Raw genomic sequence first — 17,166 nt, forward strand, 5'->3', positions numbered from 1 at the left:
ATGAAAACAATTAATCCATTACAAGCAGGCGATACAGCCCCTGCTTTTAGCTTACAAAATCAGAATGACGAAACTATCGTGCTCGCTGATCTTTTAAAAGAGCAGCAAGTACTGGTTTATTTCTACCCTAAAGCGTCAACACCAGGTTGTACTGTACAAGCAGAGAACTTACGTGATGAAAAAGCTGAGCTTGCTAAATTAAATACGCGTGTTGTGGGGATCAGCCCAGATCCAATCAAGCGTTTAAAGAACTTTGAAACCAAAAAAGAGCTTAACTTTGATTTATTAGCCGACGAAGATCACGCGATTGCTGATGCCTTTGGTATTTGGGGCTATAAAAAGTTTATGGGTAAAGAATACGAAGGAATTCATCGTATAAGCTTCCTTGTAGGCCAAGACGGCAAAATCAAACATGTGTTTGATAAGTTCAAAACCAAAGACCATCATCAGGTGGTGTTGGACTATTTAGCGCAGAATTGATAGTTACGAGTTACGAGTTACGAGTTACGAGTTACGAGAACATAGTAAAAAAGCGTTGCCATGGTGCAACGCTTTTTTGTTTTTAAGGCCACTGACTCAATTGACATACTTATATAAATAGCAGTAAAACAGGAATAAATTTAGGTTTAAAACAATTATATTTTTCATCTAAAAGTTACCTAACTAAGAGCTTTAAGTAGTGCCTTCAAGAGCACAAAGTATAGGGCTTACCGAAAAAGAGATCGTTAACTATGCTATTAAAAGAAAAGTTAGTTATTTTATTGGGTGTTATTTGGTTCTCATTAGGAGTGATCTTCGTTATCGGTTTCGAGCCAATTGAAAAATTGTTAATATGCCTAGGCTTCTTTATATACTTTTATAGATATATATATGCTTTTATTCTTAATAAAAGCATATATGCCCCTCACACAGGTCAGGAGATCCCTCCTGTGCCTGAAAACAAAATATTGAGATTAGTATTATTTTTTCTTGGAATTTTTTCTTGCACTGGATCAACTTTCTTTGTTGGTTAGGATGGAGTTACAAGAACATAGTAAAAAAGCGTTGCCATGGTGCAACGCTTTTTTGTTTTTAAGGCCACTGACTCAATTGACAAACTTATATAAATAGCAGATAAAATAGGAATAAATTTAGGTTTAAAACAAGTATATTGTTCATCTACAAGTTACCTAACTAGAACCCTTTATGCAGTGCTTTCAAGAGCCCAAAAGTATAGGGCTTACCGAAATAAGAGAGCGTTAACTATGCTATTAAAAGAAAAGTTAGTTATTTTATTGGGTGTTATTTGGTTCTCATTAGGAGTGATCTTTGTTATCGGTTTCGAGCCAATTGAAAAATTTTTAATATGCCTAGGCATCTTTGTATACTTTTATAGATATATATATGCTTTTATTCTTAATAAAATAATATATGCCCCTTATACAGGTCAGAAGATCCCTTCTGTGCCTGAAAACAATATATTGAGATTAATATTATTTTTTCTTGGAATTTTTGTTTGCACTGGATCAACTTTCTTTGTCGGTTAGGATGTAGTTACGAGTTACGAGTTACGAGTTACGAGTTACGAGTTACGAGTTACGAGAACATAGTAAAAAAGCGTTGCCATGGTGCAACGCTTTTTTGTTTTTAAAGGCCAATGACTCAATTGACAAACTTTTATAAATAGCAGATAAAATAGGAACACGCGCTGCGTTTTAAACGACACGATTAAATAACTTCCTAAAAATAATAAAAACAAGGATGTAAGATGATTATTGAAATTTTAACTCACACACCACTTTGGGTTTATGGTCTGTTTGTTGGCCTTATTTTTGTTGGCTGGCAACAAACTCGCGAGCGCTACGTAAAGCAGCCCACGTTATTGATACTGCCGCTGGGTATGCTTGCTTTATCATTTTTTGGTGCGACTTCAAGCTTTGGTTATAGCTTAACGATTATGTTGCTGTGGCTAGCTGGCGTTTTGAGCTCTACGATCATTGGCTTATTGCTGTTTTCTGCTTCATCAGCAAGTTATCAAGCTCAAAGCGCGTCTTTCAAAGTACCTGGCAGTTGGTGGCCAATGATATTCATCATGGCTATCTTCTTTACTAAATATGCGGTGGGTGTTTTAACAAGTATTAAGCCAGAGCTTTTTGCAAATGCTACTCTCGTGTTATCACTTGCCGCTTTTTACGGCATTTTATCTGGCACTTTCATCGCTCGAGCAATCAGAGTTTTAAAAGTAAAAAACTGATACTAAGAACTAGCCAGATAAACTAGCTAATTCCTAAATACTTATGTACTTGAACCGATAAACGCCAGTTCTTTGCAATACAGGTTTCAATGGCAAGTTTGGTTGCTGAGGTCTTTTGGCTAATTGGTTGCAAATAGACCAGACGTGGATTCACACCTGTTTTTAAGAATAAATCTTCGAGCTCTTCCACATGCTTTTGCATTGCCACTGGGTGTTTAATTTCATCAGCGCGTTGCATTGCACTGCGTAATACTTTATAGCCACCACGCATATTAATTTTTGGTGATACAGTCACCCATGTCTGCTCAGGGACTAAAATTTCAAATGTACCGCTGGTTTCAATTTGAGTCGAATAGCCATTTGCGTGTAATAATTCACACACTGGATTTAGGTCGTACATGCAAGGCTCACCACCAGTGATCACCACATGCTTTGCGTTGTAGCCACGGTCTTTAAATAGCGCTAACACTTGCTCCGCTGTTGCTTCTGCCCAATGATCTGAGTCTGCTTTTTTCTCAACGGTATCATCAAGTGACACTTTATATACGTTATCAACGTCCCATGTTTGTTTTGTATCACACCAAGCACAACCCACAGGGCAGCCTTGTAAACGTAAAAAGATTGAAGGTGTACCCGTAAAACTCGCTTCACCTTGAATTGTTTCAAACACTTCGTTAATTTTGTACAAAAGACATCTCACTTACGACGCAACGGTATAAAATACATACCATCAAAAAAACCAAAAACACGCGCAAAAATTGTTATTTAGGCCCGAGCCGTGTAGTATATCGCGCCCTGAAGTAAACCTCTATCAAAAGTAAGAGCAAAACAGATATGACGCAAAAAGTAGTTGTGATTTATTCCGGCGGTATGGATTCATTTACCGTATTAAATAAAGCCCTGCAACAAGGCCATGAAGTATATGCCCTGTCGTTCGACTACGGCCAGCGTCATGTTAAAGAGCTTAAAGTAGCTGCTCAAGTATGTGAAAACTTAGGTGTTTCTCACAAGATTGTTGATATTTCAGCGATCAACCAGTTAATCGGTGGCTCATCACTAACTGATGATATCGAAGTACCAGAAGGTCACTACGAAGAAGAAAGCATGAAAAGCACAATTGTGCCTAACCGCAACATGATTTTACTATCACTTGCTGTGGGTTATGCGGTGTCTTTAAAAGCTAGTAAAGTTTATTACGGTGCCCATTCAGGTGATCATGCAATTTACCCAGACTGTCGCCCTGAGTTCGTACAAAAAATGGATGATGTTTGCCGTATTGCCAATTACGACGCTGTTGAAATTTTCAGCCCGTACTTAAACAATACCAAAATCGACATTTTGACAGACGGTTTAAAAATGGGTCTTGATTACAGCCAAACATGGACCTGTTACAACGGCCGCGATAAAGCCTGTGGTAAATGTGGCGCCTGCCAAGAGCGCTTAGAAGCCTTTGCTTTAAATAACGTTACTGACCCTATCGAATACGAATAACCTTTTTTAGAATGGGACAGGTTAAGTTTAATAGGCGAGTTTAACTCGCCTTTTTTGATTGTGTTTGTTGAATCAGATTTAACAGTTCAGCTGTGGCAGTTGCATCAGCTAACGCTCTATGATGATTCGTTAAATTCAATTCAAAATGTGCTGCTAAGTTACCGAGCGAATATGACTTAAGCTTTGGAAATGCTTTGCGTGATTCGACTACAGTACATAACTTTGGCATTTTAAATCCTTGCCCAAGTGCAGCGTATTCTTTGCGAATAAAGCCGTAATCAAAATTTACATTATGGGCAACAAATACGCTGCCTTTTAATAGTGAGCGCAGTGTATCGGCAACCTCTTCAAAGCGTGGCGCATCACGAACCATAGCGGCGTTTATTCCCGTCAACTTGGTGATAAAAGCAGGTATACTGCGCTCGGGATTGATTAAACTCGCCCATTGTTTAATTACTTCGCCCGCTTGTAACTGCACAACCGCAATTTCGGTAATTTTATTATTACCTTGTACGCCGCCGGTGGTTTCTATATCCACCACACTATAAATACGATTCGGATCATTAAACCAATTTACCGCAACGATATTCACTGCAAAGCCATGTTGTTTTAACACCTCAATACTGACAAGTTGGTTGCGTCTTAGTTTGTCACCAGGGGCTTTCACTTCTTCAAAGGTGAGCTTATCCCCTTTAAGCACCATCAAGTCTGGGTAGCCATCTTTGAGCTGCTTAAAGGTTTTTGTCATTTGCAGTAAATGCGCTTTTAAATTTGCAAGCGGGCTGTGTTTTATTAATACCTCTAGCGGCTCTAACATATCGCTGTGCCACACAAACACGCTATTGGGGGCTTCATAAAACTGCCCTACGTTTTTGCAAACATATTTATATAAGGCTTCATTGCTAGTGAATTTTGCAAGCTTTTGTTCTATTTGTGTTTGTTGCACTGTGTAAAAACAATCAGCCAGCAACACCTTTGGATATAGATCAAATTCATTACACGGCGGATGCGGGGTCTCTATAAAGAGTTCTTGCCAAAACGTTAAGGTAAAGAAACTCAACCAAAGATTATTCTCAGTAAAAAATGCCGTATTACCAAGCTGTTGATAATGCTCACACACTCCTTGCTCTACATCGCCACGGTAAATATCATCAACCTCTAATTGATGCTCTGTATCAATGAGCATTTGTGTTAAACGTGAGCGTTGTTGCTTGTTATATTTACGCTGTAAAAAGTCTTCTGCAAAATACAAAATGCCATCATCTAGCGGGTCTTGAATAACTTGCTCAAGCTTTTTTTCAACCCAGTTTTTATCACCTTGTTTGTAACGCTGGCGAATTGCCAACTCTTGTGCTTCACTACTGCCTTCACAGTGTTCAAGTAATTCAAATGCAAACGCTAAGTCATGATCTTTAAGCTGCTTATATAAGCGGATCAGTAATTTGTTTTTGATACTCTGGGCTAATTCATCTTCGCAGCTAGTGGTTAAAAGCGTATGGGCTAAGTTTTGATACTCTGTGTGTGACTCGCTTTCTTTGAACTGCATTCGCAGCTTATTTAATTGATAATGCGTTTGTGCTTCGGCTAGTGTTTGAAAACGCGATATGCTTTCACTAACATCACCACGCACTTTTGCAATTCCTAAATCACGCATCACAAAACGATTTTGATGATTGATATCACCGCCACTTAGCCGACCGCTATGTAAAAACTCAAAGTATTCATAATACTGACTTCGGCTATTGACCACGAACTGACTAAACAACGACTCTAATTCACTGTGGTTGCGATCAATATGCTCTTTACACAGTTGGGTTAAGCGCTGTTTACTGGCTGACTTTTTGTAATCAGGTTGAGTTGCCATCAACTCATCATTTGCTAATAAGGTTAACAGGGTTGGTTTGGTTAAATGCTCAAGCAATAGATCTAATTCATCGCTGCTAGGATGTGCCACCAGCCCTTGCTGCTTTAGCTTAAAAATAGCACCGTGCAGATTAGGGATCTCTTCATAATTTAATGATGACAACGCGATGATTTTTGGCTTTCGAGAATAAATACGCAGCAAAGTACATAAGCTTTGCTCATCAAGCTGAAGGAGTTTTTCAAGAAATAACTGCTGCTCTTCTAAAAGCAGATGCCTGCACTGAGATTGAATAAATTCAGCAAGCTCAAAGAAGTGACTTAAATAATATTTTGCTGGTAGTTGTGTTTTCATAACCAAACCCGACACTGTATATAAATACAGTATCAGGTATTAGCTAATTGATTTCAATGTTTGCGGTTATTTAACTTTTAAAATACCCACAATTGCGCAAATTGCGCCCCCGACCATACCGAGCCAAGCTTCAATTGGTGTATCACCACTAAAAGTGCGGCTGATTTGCGCACTTGCAGAGTCATACACGTTATATCCCCATACGGCTAGCGCCACACCAATAACGATTAAAGCAATACCTATAATTTTTCCCATCGTGTTGTTCCTTATTTTTATTAATTTCTTTTTGATAACCTCAGTGTTGCACACATATTAAACGCCTGCAAAGCCTTAAGAAATAATCAAACTAAAGGTTATGTTTTGCCCACTTAACGACACCTGAAGTTTAGCGTCAATTGCTTTACTTAACGCTTTGGCTATAGATAAGCCTAAACCAAAGTTATCATTAGATGTTCTGGCGCTGTCTTTTTGCCAAAGCGGATCAAATAACTGGCTTATATCTTCTTCTGTTAAGGGTACTTGTAACTCATTCATTACAGAGAATTGCAACTTATTCTCTTTATTCAATAGCGTGCTTATAGTTATATCACTCTTGTCGGGGCTATATTGCTTGGCGTTATTTACAAGGTTGGTGATGATTGATTCAAGGGCAAATAAATTACTGACAATGGCAGGAATATCATCTTGAAACTCAAACTTAATTCGCTCTAAATCATATTTTTCTAAGATACGTAAAATAACCTGGTTTAAATCACATGCATCTTGCTTTGGAAGTGCTTCATCACTGTACTTATGCAGTAATAATAAGTTCGACACAATACTCTTTAAGCGCTGGCTAATTTTTAGCACTTCGGGTTTAAAGTCTGCCTCAAACTCTTTTTCATTTGGAAAACGAATGGCCACTTCAGCCATATTAATAAGCTCAGCAATCGGCGTTTTTAACTCATGAGCAATATCTGAGGTTAAGCGTTTTTCACGAAAATAAAGCTGGCGGTTTTCTTGTATAAAAGCATTTAAGCTATCAACAATGGGTTGCAGCTCTTTAACAGGCTCTTTTATTGTAATCACGGCATTTTTATCAGCGATACTGAGCCGGCTAATATCCCGGTTTAGTTTATTCAGCGGCGCTAAAGAGCTGTCGACCGATTTACGCACAAATAGACGAATAAATACGATTACTGACACAGTAGAAACAACAAAAATAACGTCGATGAGCCATAAAACAAAGTCAACTTCTTCTGATGAAACCGCATAAGCTAAGGTTATGGGTTGTTGCAAAGAGGTGTTAACGCCCTCAATAAAGTCTTCATCATCGTCTAGGTCTAAAGGCGGTATAAAGCGAGTATAAATAACCCGGCCATTGCGACCATCAGGTAACTCAGTATTGATAATTTTTGTCTCGCCAAGCTTTATTTTCTCTAGAGGTAGGTTCTTTTGTGAGAAAAGATACAAGCTTTCTGAACGCGCAAAAACCCCAGACTGCGACCAAATTTGAAAATACTCAGTTTCTGCACTGCCAGAGAACTCAGGCATGAATTGCCCTGAAAAATCAAAATCAATTTCTTCTTCGTCAATATCAATCAATGACATAAGCATGCCGGCTTTTGATTTCAAACCACGATTAAATTCGTTATCAATCCAACTATCAACGGCGATATCGGTAGCAACTAAAATACTCAGCACAAGCCCAGTTATAGTAATCGATAATGTGGTTACTAACTTACTGCGAATTGATTTCATTATTTTCCTTGAATGATATAACCAAAACCACGCTTTGTTTGAATAGGTAACTTGCCACCTGCGGCCCTCACCTTTTTACGCGCTGATGATAGGTGCGCTTCAATGGAGTTTTTTGAAACTAAGTCATATTGCCCAGCAATATAGGTACTTAACTTTTCAGCTGTGATCACTTTGTTTTGATTACTAAACAAGCACTCGACTATTTTATATTCGTTAGGGGTTAAATCGATAACGGTGTCGTTAACTTGCAAAAGTTTTAATTGTAAGTTTAAAGCCAAGTTATCGATGCGGATCACATCACTGATTGTTTTCAGGCCGCCGCGACGCATTAAATTTAACAACCTTGCATGCAGCTCATCAAACGAAAACGGTTTGGTCAGGTAATCATCGGCCCCGGTGAGTAGCCCTTTCACTCTGTCTTCTGGTTCTTGTTTGGCAGATAAAATAAGCACACGCACGTCGAGCTGCTTTGCTCTTATGGTTTGTAATAACGTAATGCCATCAATACTGGGTAACATAATGTCGAGTATGATTAATTCGTACTCACCTGTCATTGCCATACTCAACCCTTCAGCGCCATCGCCGGTTTCATCAATAGTAAAACCAAGATTCTCAAGGCCAATTCGTAGACTACGTCTTAATGACACCGAATCTTCTATAATCAACAATTTCATATGTTACTCATTTAGGTAAAAACCGCTTTAGCGTCATCAGCTTACGCTTTGAATCTTAAGGTTCACTTAAGATTTACTGAAGTTTTTCTAGTTTAGAAAATATTAAGATTACCATAAGGATTTCTTAAGTTTCGATTCCTAGTATTGCCGTAGTTTCGATTAAGTAAGTACGACTATGACAGCAAAACTTTCTGTTTTAAAACCTTTGTTCCGTTTTTCATTAATTTTAATGTCAGTATTTATACTGTCGAGAATTGCCTTGCTTGTATGGCAACACCAAAGGTTAGCTGATGGCGATAGCCTAGCCGTTTTATTTGGCGGCTTAAGAGTCGACTTAAGCAGCTTAGGCTACTTGTCAGCCTTGGCTGTTTTAATGTTACTCTTTGATGTGCTTTTGCGCAGCAAAACCGCTTTATTTCAGCATGTTTTTACTTTTTATAGCAGTATAGTTGTGACTTTAATCGTGGTTGTTGAGGCTTCGACCCCCGCGTTTATTACACAGTACGATGTGCGACCAAATCGTTTATTTGTCGAATACCTAGACTACCCTCAAGAAGTCTTTTCTATGCTATTACATGGCCACCTATTTGCCATGATAAGCACCTTAATTATTGCAACGCTTAGTTGTGTGTTTGCGTATCGTTTTATAAGTGCAGCATTTAGCAAGCAGCAAAATGCTAAAACGGTTAGCCAAGTGGTGATACTCGTTACGACTTTATTAGTTTGCTTAATTAGCGCAAGAGGCACTGTAAGCCATCGCCCGTTAAACCCTGCATTAGTGTACTTTTCAAGTGACTCACTAGTTAACTCCTTGGCCCTTAATTCAACTTACAGTGTTGCCTTTGCTATTAAGAATATGAGCAATGAAAAAAATGCCAGTAGTTTATACGGTACCATGCCACGTGATGAGATTTTACAAACAGTAAAGCAAGCAGCCTTTAAGCAACAGTTTATCACTGAGAGTATCCCTACCCTTGCCAACAACACACCTTTTAACACAGGCAAACAAAAAAATTTAGTGATTATTTTAGAAGAAAGCTTAGGCGCACGCTTTGTTGGTGAACTAAGTGGCATTGGTGTGACTCCTGAGCTCGATAAGCTTTATCAACAAGGCTGGGGGTTTGATAACTTATACGCCACTGGCACACGCTCAGTTCGCGGTATCGAAGCGGTAACAACCGGGTTTACCCCTTCTCCTTCTCGCTCGGTGGTCAAACTTTCTAAATCTCAGCGTAACTTTTTCTCACTTGCTGATGTATTAAGCCGCGCAGGCTATACCACCCAGTTTATTTATGGCGGTGAAAGTCATTTCGATAATATGAAAAGCTTTTTCTTAGGGAATGGCTTTAGCGATATTGTCGATATTAATGACATACAAAACCCTGAGTTTATTTCGTCATGGGGAGCAAGCGACGAAGACTTGTTCAATCAAGCTGATATAGAGCTAAGTGAGCTAAATAAATCAGGCAAACCATTTTTCAGCCTTGTGTTTACCTCAAGTAACCACGACCCATTCGATATTCCAGAAGGTAAAGTAACACTGCCTGAAGGCCACGACCCAGAAAACTACAAACGCGATCTAGCAATCAAATATGCAGATTATGCTCTTGGTAAATTCATCGCAAAAGCAAAAACGCAAGATTACTGGCAAGACACCGTCTTTTTAGTGGTTGCGGACCATGATGTACGCGTGTTTGGTTCAGAGCCTGTGCCGCTTAAATCTTTTCACATCCCTGCTGTGATCCTAAATAGTGATATGGATGCAAAGCGCGATACTCGCTTAGTCAGCCAAATTGATTTACCTGTTACTTTATTGTCGTTATTAGGTGTTGAGCAAGCAACCCCCATGCTTGGTTATGATTTAACCCAACAATACCCTGTTGAGCGCGCCATGATGCAGTACTACGACAACTTTGCTTACGTAGAAAATGGTGAAGCCGTGATCCTGATGCCAAACCAAAAAGTGAGCTATTGGCGCTATGACCCTACAAGTAAAACGCAAGTTGCCATCGATAACACAGATAGCAGCGTTGAACTTGCCAAAAAAGCCTTAGCACACGTCTTATTTAGCAATTTAGCTTATACCGAACAGTTGTATCGCTTACCAAATAAATCGTAGCGATGAGGAATGATTATGAGCATGCAAATTAAACAACTCCTTACTAAAAAATGGCACGTTAGCTACAGCCAATTTGTCTGGCTGGTGTCGTTGTACTTAGTTATTGCATTTAATGGCCTGTTTTTATTTAACATGCTTGAAGCAGCCAGCAAACCTGAACATATCAATTGGTTATTTATAGCAAGCGTACCGTTTTTATTATTAGCACTGACGGCAATGGTGTTGAGTTGGTTATCGCTAATCACCTTTGTTAAACCCGTGCTTTTAACAAGCGTCGTGGTTTCATCGTTGTTGTTTTATGCAACCTTAAATTACGGTGTTATCTTTGATAAAAGCATGCTGCAAAATATCTTAGAGACGAATTCAGGTGAGGCGTTTTCATACCTTAATGTACAAGTTATCGCTTTTATTACTGCGCTAGGCGTACTGCCTGCTTACTTGTTTTCTCGCTTTAAAATTGTCGGAAACTTTCGTGTTCGTCTTAAAAGCTTTGCGCTTCTTAACGTTACAGCGTTTATTGCTGTAGCTGTTATTGCCGTTCCTTTTTATAAAGATTACGCCTCTGTAGGGCGTAATAATCGCCAATTAACCAGCTACATTACCCCCTTTGCATTTTACACTGCGGGCTATAAGTACCTGCGCGATAATTATTTTTATCCACCTTTACCTTTTAAAGTCTTAGATAAAACACCGCACCTATTAGCTAAGCAACAAAGTTCACTGACGATTATGGTGGTAGGTGAAACAGCGCGTGCAGCAAATTTCTCACTGCAAGGTTACGACAAGCCAACTAATCAATATACCCCTAAACTTGGCGTTAAATATTTCAGTGATGTTAGTTCATGTGGCACCGCAACGGCCATTTCTGTACCTTGTATGTTCTCGCGCTTAGATCGCAATCACTATGATTCACGCATCGCGCAAAGCCAAGAAAATGCCCTAGATATCATTCAACGAAGTGGTGTCGAAGTAACGTGGATTGATAACAATAGCAGCTGTAAAGGGGTTTGTGTGCGGGTAAACTCAAAAACAGTAGAACCAACAAAGAGCAACCCACTTTGTGACGGACGCTATTGTTTTGATGAAGTACTGGTTGAAGAGTTAGCTGCAAAGCTTGCCAAAAGTGATGCGAAACACCAACTAGTGGTGTTACATATGATTGGTTCACATGGGCCAACCTATTATCGCCGCTATCCAGAAAAAGACAGTAAATTTTTGCCTGATTGCCCACGTAGCGATATCCAAAACTGTAGCAGTGAGCAACTTACCAATACCTATGATAATACCATTGCTTATACCGACCTAGTGCTGAGTAAACTTATTAATTTACTGCAAAACAGTCAGGCGGATGACAAAGCCCTACTGTATGTTTCTGATCACGGTGAATCACTAGGTGAAAAAGGTTTGTACTTACATGGCTTCCCGTATGCGTTAGCGCCTAAAGAGCAAACCCAAGTACCTATGCTGTTTTGGAGTAATAAACTAGCCTATACCCGCTTTAATCAATGTATCGAACAGCAGCGTAACCATGCTTTTTCGCACGATAACATTTTTGACACCCTACTTGGCTTAACCCATGTACAAAGCACTGAATATCACCCAGAGCAAGATATCTTTAATGCTTGCTCAACACAAAGCTAACGAAATAGAGATTTCATACTATGCAATTTGACAGCACTAATAAACCCATTGGCATTAAACGTATTCGCCTTGCATTCAAAAACTCCCAACGAGCATTCACGTGGTTAGCAAAGCATGAGTCTGCTTTTAAACAAGAGCTGATACTGTTGGTGCTTGCCATAGCAGTGGTTTTTGTATGGCAGATTAGCCTGTATGAGAAAATTATGCTGCTTGTATCAGTGCTATTTGTGATGTTTGCTGAAGTCGTCAATACGGCAATTGAAGCCGCCATAGACCGAATAGGCCTTGAAATTCATCCATTATCAGGCCTAGCTAAAGACTTAGGATCCGCAGCCGTCCTGATTGCTCTAACGATTTGTGCATTGGTATGGGGCGGCGTGTTTGTTAATAACCTAAGCTAACTCGCTTTTTTATCATCAGGGGTGTCATTACAAAGTGCACATTGGCGCCCTTTTGATGAATGATATAAACGGGTTGCGATAAAAATGGCCGTTGCAATAAAAGACCAAAGTAGCGCAAAGCCTAATGCGCTCATTGTCTCGTGACCTTTTAGAATTTCCACCATAAATAATAAAATAGCCACCAGCGTAAAAACTTTAGTGGTTCTTAGTATCCAAAATTTTGTAACCACAACTTACTCCTTTATACGAGGCTCCTTAGAAAGGATAAGTGTAGTTCAAAATAATGAAAACACCTTAAAAACTTAAAGCAGGCTCAGACAATATTTGTACATTATTTTTGAATACCTCTAAAAGCCCCGGCGGTGACTGTTCAGTACCAAGCACTGTCACATGACAGACATAACGATAACCGTTGTTAGTAAAGGTATAAAAATGATTGCCCCCACTGCCATCAAAACTTAACGTACCGCCGGTGATCACAAGGCTTGGCTCATTTTGCATAGATTGATCAATCCCCCATGCAGCATAGCGGTACTGATTATCAGCCAGTTCATCGATACGAATTAAATGCTGTTTTGTTTGCCACGTTAGTATCTGCTTTGTAAATTCACGAAGGCTTTTGTGTAATGCTTGTTTTTGCTTGTCAATCAGTGCTTCGCGTCGTGCTTTTTCTGCCTCTGATTCATAAGGCACAGCCCAAATAGAGCCATCAAAGTCTAACCACAATTTGCCTGAATCAAACATAATGCCGCGCCAACCCATCATTTCCCAATCATGGCGAATATTTGAGTTCACGATTTTTTCGACAAACTCTTTATCAAAAATTTGCTCAAAGTTTTCTATAAGCATTTGCTCATTTTCAATTGCTTGCAGCGGCTCTTTACGCTGCAGTGGATAATGCACTCGCTTGGCAATGGCAGCTTTATCACCCTTCTTAAACGCCGCAACCACAGGTTTGACAATTTTTATGTGTTTTGTTGCGGCAAAACTACTGAATGCCATCAACAAAATGAATAGATAAACGCTGTGCTTTAAAAATTTCATCAATTACTCTACTACCAAATCAAACACAACATTGACACTTGCTCTGAAGGTAATCGATTCTTGTAAATACTTACCTTCTGGTACAGTATTAATACGTGAGCCCGTTACCATGATTCGTTCAATATTTGTGTTGCTACCATAGCCAAAGTGACTACCTACCTCTTGCGATTGAATACTATACACCCGACCAAGTTTCGCTTCGAATGCGCTAGCAAGGCTACTTCCCTGCTGTTTGGCATTCGCTACTGCTTTATCAAGTGCGGCTTGCTCGTAATCTGAGGCTTTGGTTGATAAAAGTTGAATTTGCTCAATTTGATTGACACCCACTTTAAGCGCAAAATTTAAAAATCGGTCCAATAGAGAGAGTTGTTTAAGGCTGACTTTAACCTTACGCGTGGCTCGAAAACCATCTTTAACTTGGTTATCGTTTTCGTCATAGCGCATATTGGGCTCTACAAATATCCGCCCCGCAGAGATACTTTTTTCGTCTATAGAGAAATTATTTAAGCCCGCCAGGAGTTCATTAACTTGCGCATCGACTTGCTGCTTAGCCTGCATGCTTTCGCTTTTTACAACTTCAAATTCTAACGTGATATCAGCCCTGTCGGGGGCGGTACGCACAACAGCCTCACCTTTAACAACAATATGGCGATTATCCGGCAGACTTGTTGCAGCCATTGCAGAGCTGGTACATAAAACCAGCGGTAACAAAGATTTAAGCATCATAACCTCTCCCCAGAAAAAGCTATGATGCCTTGCCTGAGCAAAAATGTACACTCAGTTCAGCCGTTACCGCGGATAAATTTTAGGTACCTCTTTACTCTAAATACATCGTTAATTTGTTGCTTTATGAACGCCCAGATTGGCCAAACGTTAGGGTTTGCCTGTTTGTTCATACTTAAACGCGTTAATTGATACTTTACCATTGCCATATTAGCAAGCGAGGCAAGTGGTTTATTCTTCCAAGTTATCGCTGCAAGTTCTGGTGTAACATGTGAGCCATTTCGCCACTTATTAACTAATGCTGGCTCAATTGCAAGAGCCGTAGCAATACCGACCATATCGACGCCTTCTGCCATTACCTGATCAGCCACTGATTTACGTTTAATGCCACCTGTGATCATAATCGGCATTTTCGCAATTTGACGAATTTCTTTTGCAAACTCTAAAAAGTACGCTTCGCGAGCCAACGTTCTGCCATCCCTTGCACTACCTTGCATTGCTGGCGCTTCATAACTACCACCGGAAAGCTCTACTAAATCAACATTTAACTCACCCAGCATAGCAACCACTTGCTTAGCATCCTCAAGACTGAAGCCGCCGCGTTGAAAATCAGCTGAATTTAGTTTTACCGCAACCGCAAAATGCTCGCTTGTTGCGGCTTTAATTTGCTTAACAATTTCAATTAACAATCGGGCACGATTTGCAAGGCTACCACCCCATTGGTCACTTCGCTTGTTAGTTAAAGGAGATAAAAACTGGCTTAATAAATAGCCATGTGCCGCGTGCACTTCAACACCAGAGAAACCAGCCTTTTCGGCTAATGTCGCTGTATTTACAAACCGTGTGATGATGTCTTGAATTTTGGCTTCATCCATCGCTTTAGGGGCCGTGAAGTAACTCGACATTTTACCCATGTCCATTTCCACTGCTGAAGGCGCCCATGTTTGCTGCTGCAAACTTGCTGGCATTTGTCGGCCAGGATGATTGATTTGCAGCCAGAACTGCCCACCATTTGCCTGCCCTATTTTTGCCCACTGCTGAAATACAGCTAGGTGTTTATCATTTTCTAATACCACTCCACCTGGGCCTGTCATCGCTTTACTATCAACCATAACATTGCCCGAAATAATAAGCCCTACACCACCGTCAGCCCAGGCTTTATACAAGTTAAAAAGCTGAGTTGACGGTAGTAAATTTGCATCAGCTAAGTTTTCTTCCATCGCTGCTTTTGCAACACGATTTGGAATAACAGAACCATTCGGTAATTTAAGCTCAGAAAATAAGGTCATAACAGTCTCCATAGTTGGGAATGTCAAAACTATAAGCTTAAAGTAAACTTTAAGGTCAATAGCTATTTGTCATTTTTTAACCCCATTTGCGACAAAACTCGTTTAGCATTGTCTGCACAATCCATATCATCTGGTTTTGCATCTATTTCTGTGAGGATCTCAGTTAAGCGCTGTTTATTTTCGGCTAACTTGGCTTGTAATTGCTCGATATCCATCACTTTTTGTTTCAATGCATCAATAAGTTGAGCATGCTGCCAACCAGATAAATCCGCCGGTAATAGCGCTTTTAATTCATCTAAGCTAAAACCGGCTTGTTGCCCACTAACTATCAAGTTTAAAGCGACTTCGGCTTCCTTAGGGTACGAGCGATAGCCATTTGCTTTACGCTCAACCATTTTAAGTAAGCCAATATCCTCATAAAAACGAATTTTAGATGCGCTGAGACCCGTTCGTTTTGCAAGCTCACCTATTTTCATTGTGTAACTCCTGTCTAGGGTTTAGCTTTAAAGTATGTTGGTGCATATAACGCACTTTGAAAATCAGGTACGTACTCATATTTGATCATACTGCCTAAATCAAGTGAGCGAATAAACTGTGATAATTCTCCCTGATGCAGCTCAAGGCTTACATCTTCATCAGATGTACTTGATGCATAGTGTAAATATCGATTATCCGCATAGCCCGTTGTTAACTGCCCTTGTTGATTGTGATTCATAAAACTATTTCGAACAAATTTCTCATCGGTTGATTCATCGCTTAGCTTTTTACCTGTGATGATCACATCAGGCTGATTGGTGGCATTATCAAATAATGAAAACGTCAGTGTCTTAGGAGTATTTTTATAGCTAATTTTAGTGGTCCATTTAGGTAGATTATAGCCCACTACACCACGCACTCTCGCAAGCTCCGTATCAACGGGTAGCTTTAAAACAACACCCCAAAAGTCATCATTCCATTGGTTATTAAGTAATGAAATAACGCCTAAATTCCACGAATCTGGCTTGGTGGTGATCACTGAAATGGCTAGCTCATTGTATGTATCGTTATCGCAGTAATGATAAGCATAAGCCGTTATTGCAACCAACCCTCGCCCTGGCCATAAACTTATTGGCTCAACATGCTCTAAAACACTGGCTGGGATCAATGAGGTTAACATATCGAGATCAGCGCTAAATACAGCGGTAATTTTACTGTTTTTATAGTAAAAATTTGGTGAGTAAGACTCAAAGCCCATGTCTACTTTTTGCTTTTTTATGGTTTTAAACCATGACAAATCAACATCGGGAGCCTGCTCAGCTATCACTGATAATGGGGGGTTAGAGCGATATTGGTCATACAAACCACCTTTAACAACAGGCACTTTTTCGCCTGCCAGCTCAATTGTTTTAGTAGCGCTTTCTACGTAACTTGTTGTTAGTAATGCAAGCAATAAGATTAGGTTTTTGATAGTTGTCATTTTGCACCTCGTTAGTCATTAAGATACAAAAACTCTAACTTTAAAGCTCACTTTAAGGTCAAGATAAAAAAGCGAGTGATGATAACTCACCACTCGCAAACTCATCGAAGTTAAGATGATAGGAAATAAAAACTAATCGG

General features: G+C 39.7%; 17 protein-coding genes. 6 read left to right on the plus strand and 11 right to left on the minus strand.

Features of this window, described 5'->3' with window-relative positions; genetic code table 11:
- Together bcp and MTF66_RS28045 are read left to right on the plus strand one after the other, a co-directional pair.
- Positions 1-480 carry a thioredoxin-dependent thiol peroxidase gene (gene bcp / locus MTF66_RS28040; protein WP_055199277.1) on the plus strand — a complete coding sequence of 160 codons (480 nt, stop codon included), beginning with the start codon at positions 1-3 and terminating at the stop codon, positions 478-480.
- 1,267 nt (positions 481-1,747) lie between these two features.
- Entirely contained in the window at positions 1,748-2,233 is a 486-nt protein-coding gene (locus tag MTF66_RS28045; RefSeq protein WP_248529317.1) for a DUF6622 family protein, read from the plus strand.
- A 22-nt stretch (positions 2,234-2,255) separates the two neighbouring features.
- Here the strand turns inward: MTF66_RS28045 and queE are convergent, their stop codons facing one another.
- Positions 2,256-2,921, minus strand: coding sequence for a 7-carboxy-7-deazaguanine synthase QueE (queE, locus tag MTF66_RS28050; protein ID WP_062566933.1), 666 nt, complete (start codon positions 2,919-2,921; stop codon positions 2,256-2,258).
- A 122-nt stretch (positions 2,922-3,043) separates the two neighbouring features.
- Between queE and queC the strand changes: the two genes are divergently transcribed.
- Positions 3,044-3,724, plus strand: a complete 681-nt coding sequence (queC, locus tag MTF66_RS28055) for a 7-cyano-7-deazaguanine synthase QueC (protein ID WP_228074481.1) — start codon at positions 3,044-3,046, stop codon at positions 3,722-3,724.
- Positions 3,725-3,764: 40 nt separating this feature from the next.
- Here queC and MTF66_RS28060 read toward each other — a convergent pair whose 3' ends face one another.
- The 4 genes from MTF66_RS28060 to MTF66_RS28075 form a co-directional block, all read right to left on the minus strand.
- On the minus strand, positions 3,765-5,939 hold the full coding sequence (locus tag MTF66_RS28060; RefSeq protein WP_248529318.1) for an exonuclease domain-containing protein: 2,175 nt from the start codon (positions 5,937-5,939) through the stop codon (positions 3,765-3,767).
- Positions 5,940-6,005: 66 nt separating this feature from the next.
- Positions 6,006-6,194, minus strand: a complete 189-nt coding sequence (locus MTF66_RS28065; RefSeq protein ID WP_054553751.1) for a DUF3185 family protein — start codon at positions 6,192-6,194, stop codon at positions 6,006-6,008.
- A 75-nt stretch (positions 6,195-6,269) separates the two neighbouring features.
- A complete protein-coding gene (locus MTF66_RS28070; RefSeq protein ID WP_248529319.1) occupies positions 6,270-7,679 on the minus strand; it encodes a cell wall metabolism sensor histidine kinase WalK in 1,410 nt (469 codons plus the stop codon).
- Positions 7,679-8,353, minus strand: a complete 675-nt coding sequence (locus MTF66_RS28075) for a response regulator transcription factor (RefSeq protein ID WP_248529320.1) — start codon at positions 8,351-8,353, stop codon at positions 7,679-7,681. The genes MTF66_RS28070 and MTF66_RS28075 overlap by 1 nt, the downstream gene beginning before the upstream one ends.
- 175 nt (positions 8,354-8,528) lie before the next feature.
- Between MTF66_RS28075 and MTF66_RS28080 the strand changes: the two genes are divergently transcribed.
- From MTF66_RS28080 to MTF66_RS28090, 3 genes are read left to right on the plus strand one after another with little or no spacing between them, the layout of a single operon-like run.
- Positions 8,529-10,472: an LTA synthase family protein gene (locus MTF66_RS28080; protein WP_248529321.1), complete on the plus strand. Its 1,944-nt coding sequence runs from the start codon at positions 8,529-8,531 to the stop codon at positions 10,470-10,472.
- 15 nt (positions 10,473-10,487) lie between these two features.
- On the plus strand, positions 10,488-12,113 hold the full coding sequence (locus MTF66_RS28085) for a phosphoethanolamine transferase (protein WP_248529322.1): 1,626 nt from the start codon (positions 10,488-10,490) through the stop codon (positions 12,111-12,113).
- 20 nt (positions 12,114-12,133) lie between these two features.
- Entirely contained in the window at positions 12,134-12,514 is a 381-nt protein-coding gene (locus MTF66_RS28090) for a diacylglycerol kinase (protein ID WP_058586251.1), read from the plus strand.
- Here MTF66_RS28090 and MTF66_RS28095 read toward each other — a convergent pair.
- The 6 genes from MTF66_RS28095 to MTF66_RS28120 form a co-directional block, all read right to left on the minus strand.
- Entirely contained in the window at positions 12,511-12,744 is a 234-nt protein-coding gene (locus tag MTF66_RS28095; RefSeq protein WP_248529323.1) for a hypothetical protein, read from the minus strand. The genes MTF66_RS28090 and MTF66_RS28095 overlap by 4 nt on opposite strands.
- 64 nt (positions 12,745-12,808) lie before the next feature.
- Positions 12,809-13,558, minus strand: a complete 750-nt coding sequence (locus MTF66_RS28100; RefSeq protein ID WP_248529324.1) for a hypothetical protein — start codon at positions 13,556-13,558, stop codon at positions 12,809-12,811.
- A gap of 3 nt (positions 13,559-13,561) precedes the next feature.
- Positions 13,562-14,284, minus strand: coding sequence for an SIMPL domain-containing protein (locus MTF66_RS28105; RefSeq protein WP_248529325.1), 723 nt, complete (start codon positions 14,282-14,284; stop codon positions 13,562-13,564).
- Positions 14,285-14,340: 56 nt separating this feature from the next.
- On the minus strand, positions 14,341-15,570 hold the full coding sequence (locus MTF66_RS28110) for an NADH:flavin oxidoreductase/NADH oxidase family protein (RefSeq protein WP_248529326.1): 1,230 nt from the start codon (positions 15,568-15,570) through the stop codon (positions 14,341-14,343).
- A gap of 62 nt (positions 15,571-15,632) precedes the next feature.
- Complete coding sequence (locus MTF66_RS28115) at positions 15,633-16,046, minus strand: MerR family DNA-binding transcriptional regulator (RefSeq protein WP_248529327.1); 414 nt, start codon at positions 16,044-16,046, stop codon at positions 15,633-15,635.
- Positions 16,047-16,060: 14 nt separating this feature from the next.
- On the minus strand, positions 16,061-17,026 hold the full coding sequence (locus tag MTF66_RS28120) for a hypothetical protein (RefSeq protein WP_248529328.1): 966 nt from the start codon (positions 17,024-17,026) through the stop codon (positions 16,061-16,063).
- Between the last annotated feature and the right edge of the window lie 140 nt (positions 17,027-17,166).

The organism is Pseudoalteromonas sp. 2CM39R, assembly GCF_023161845.1.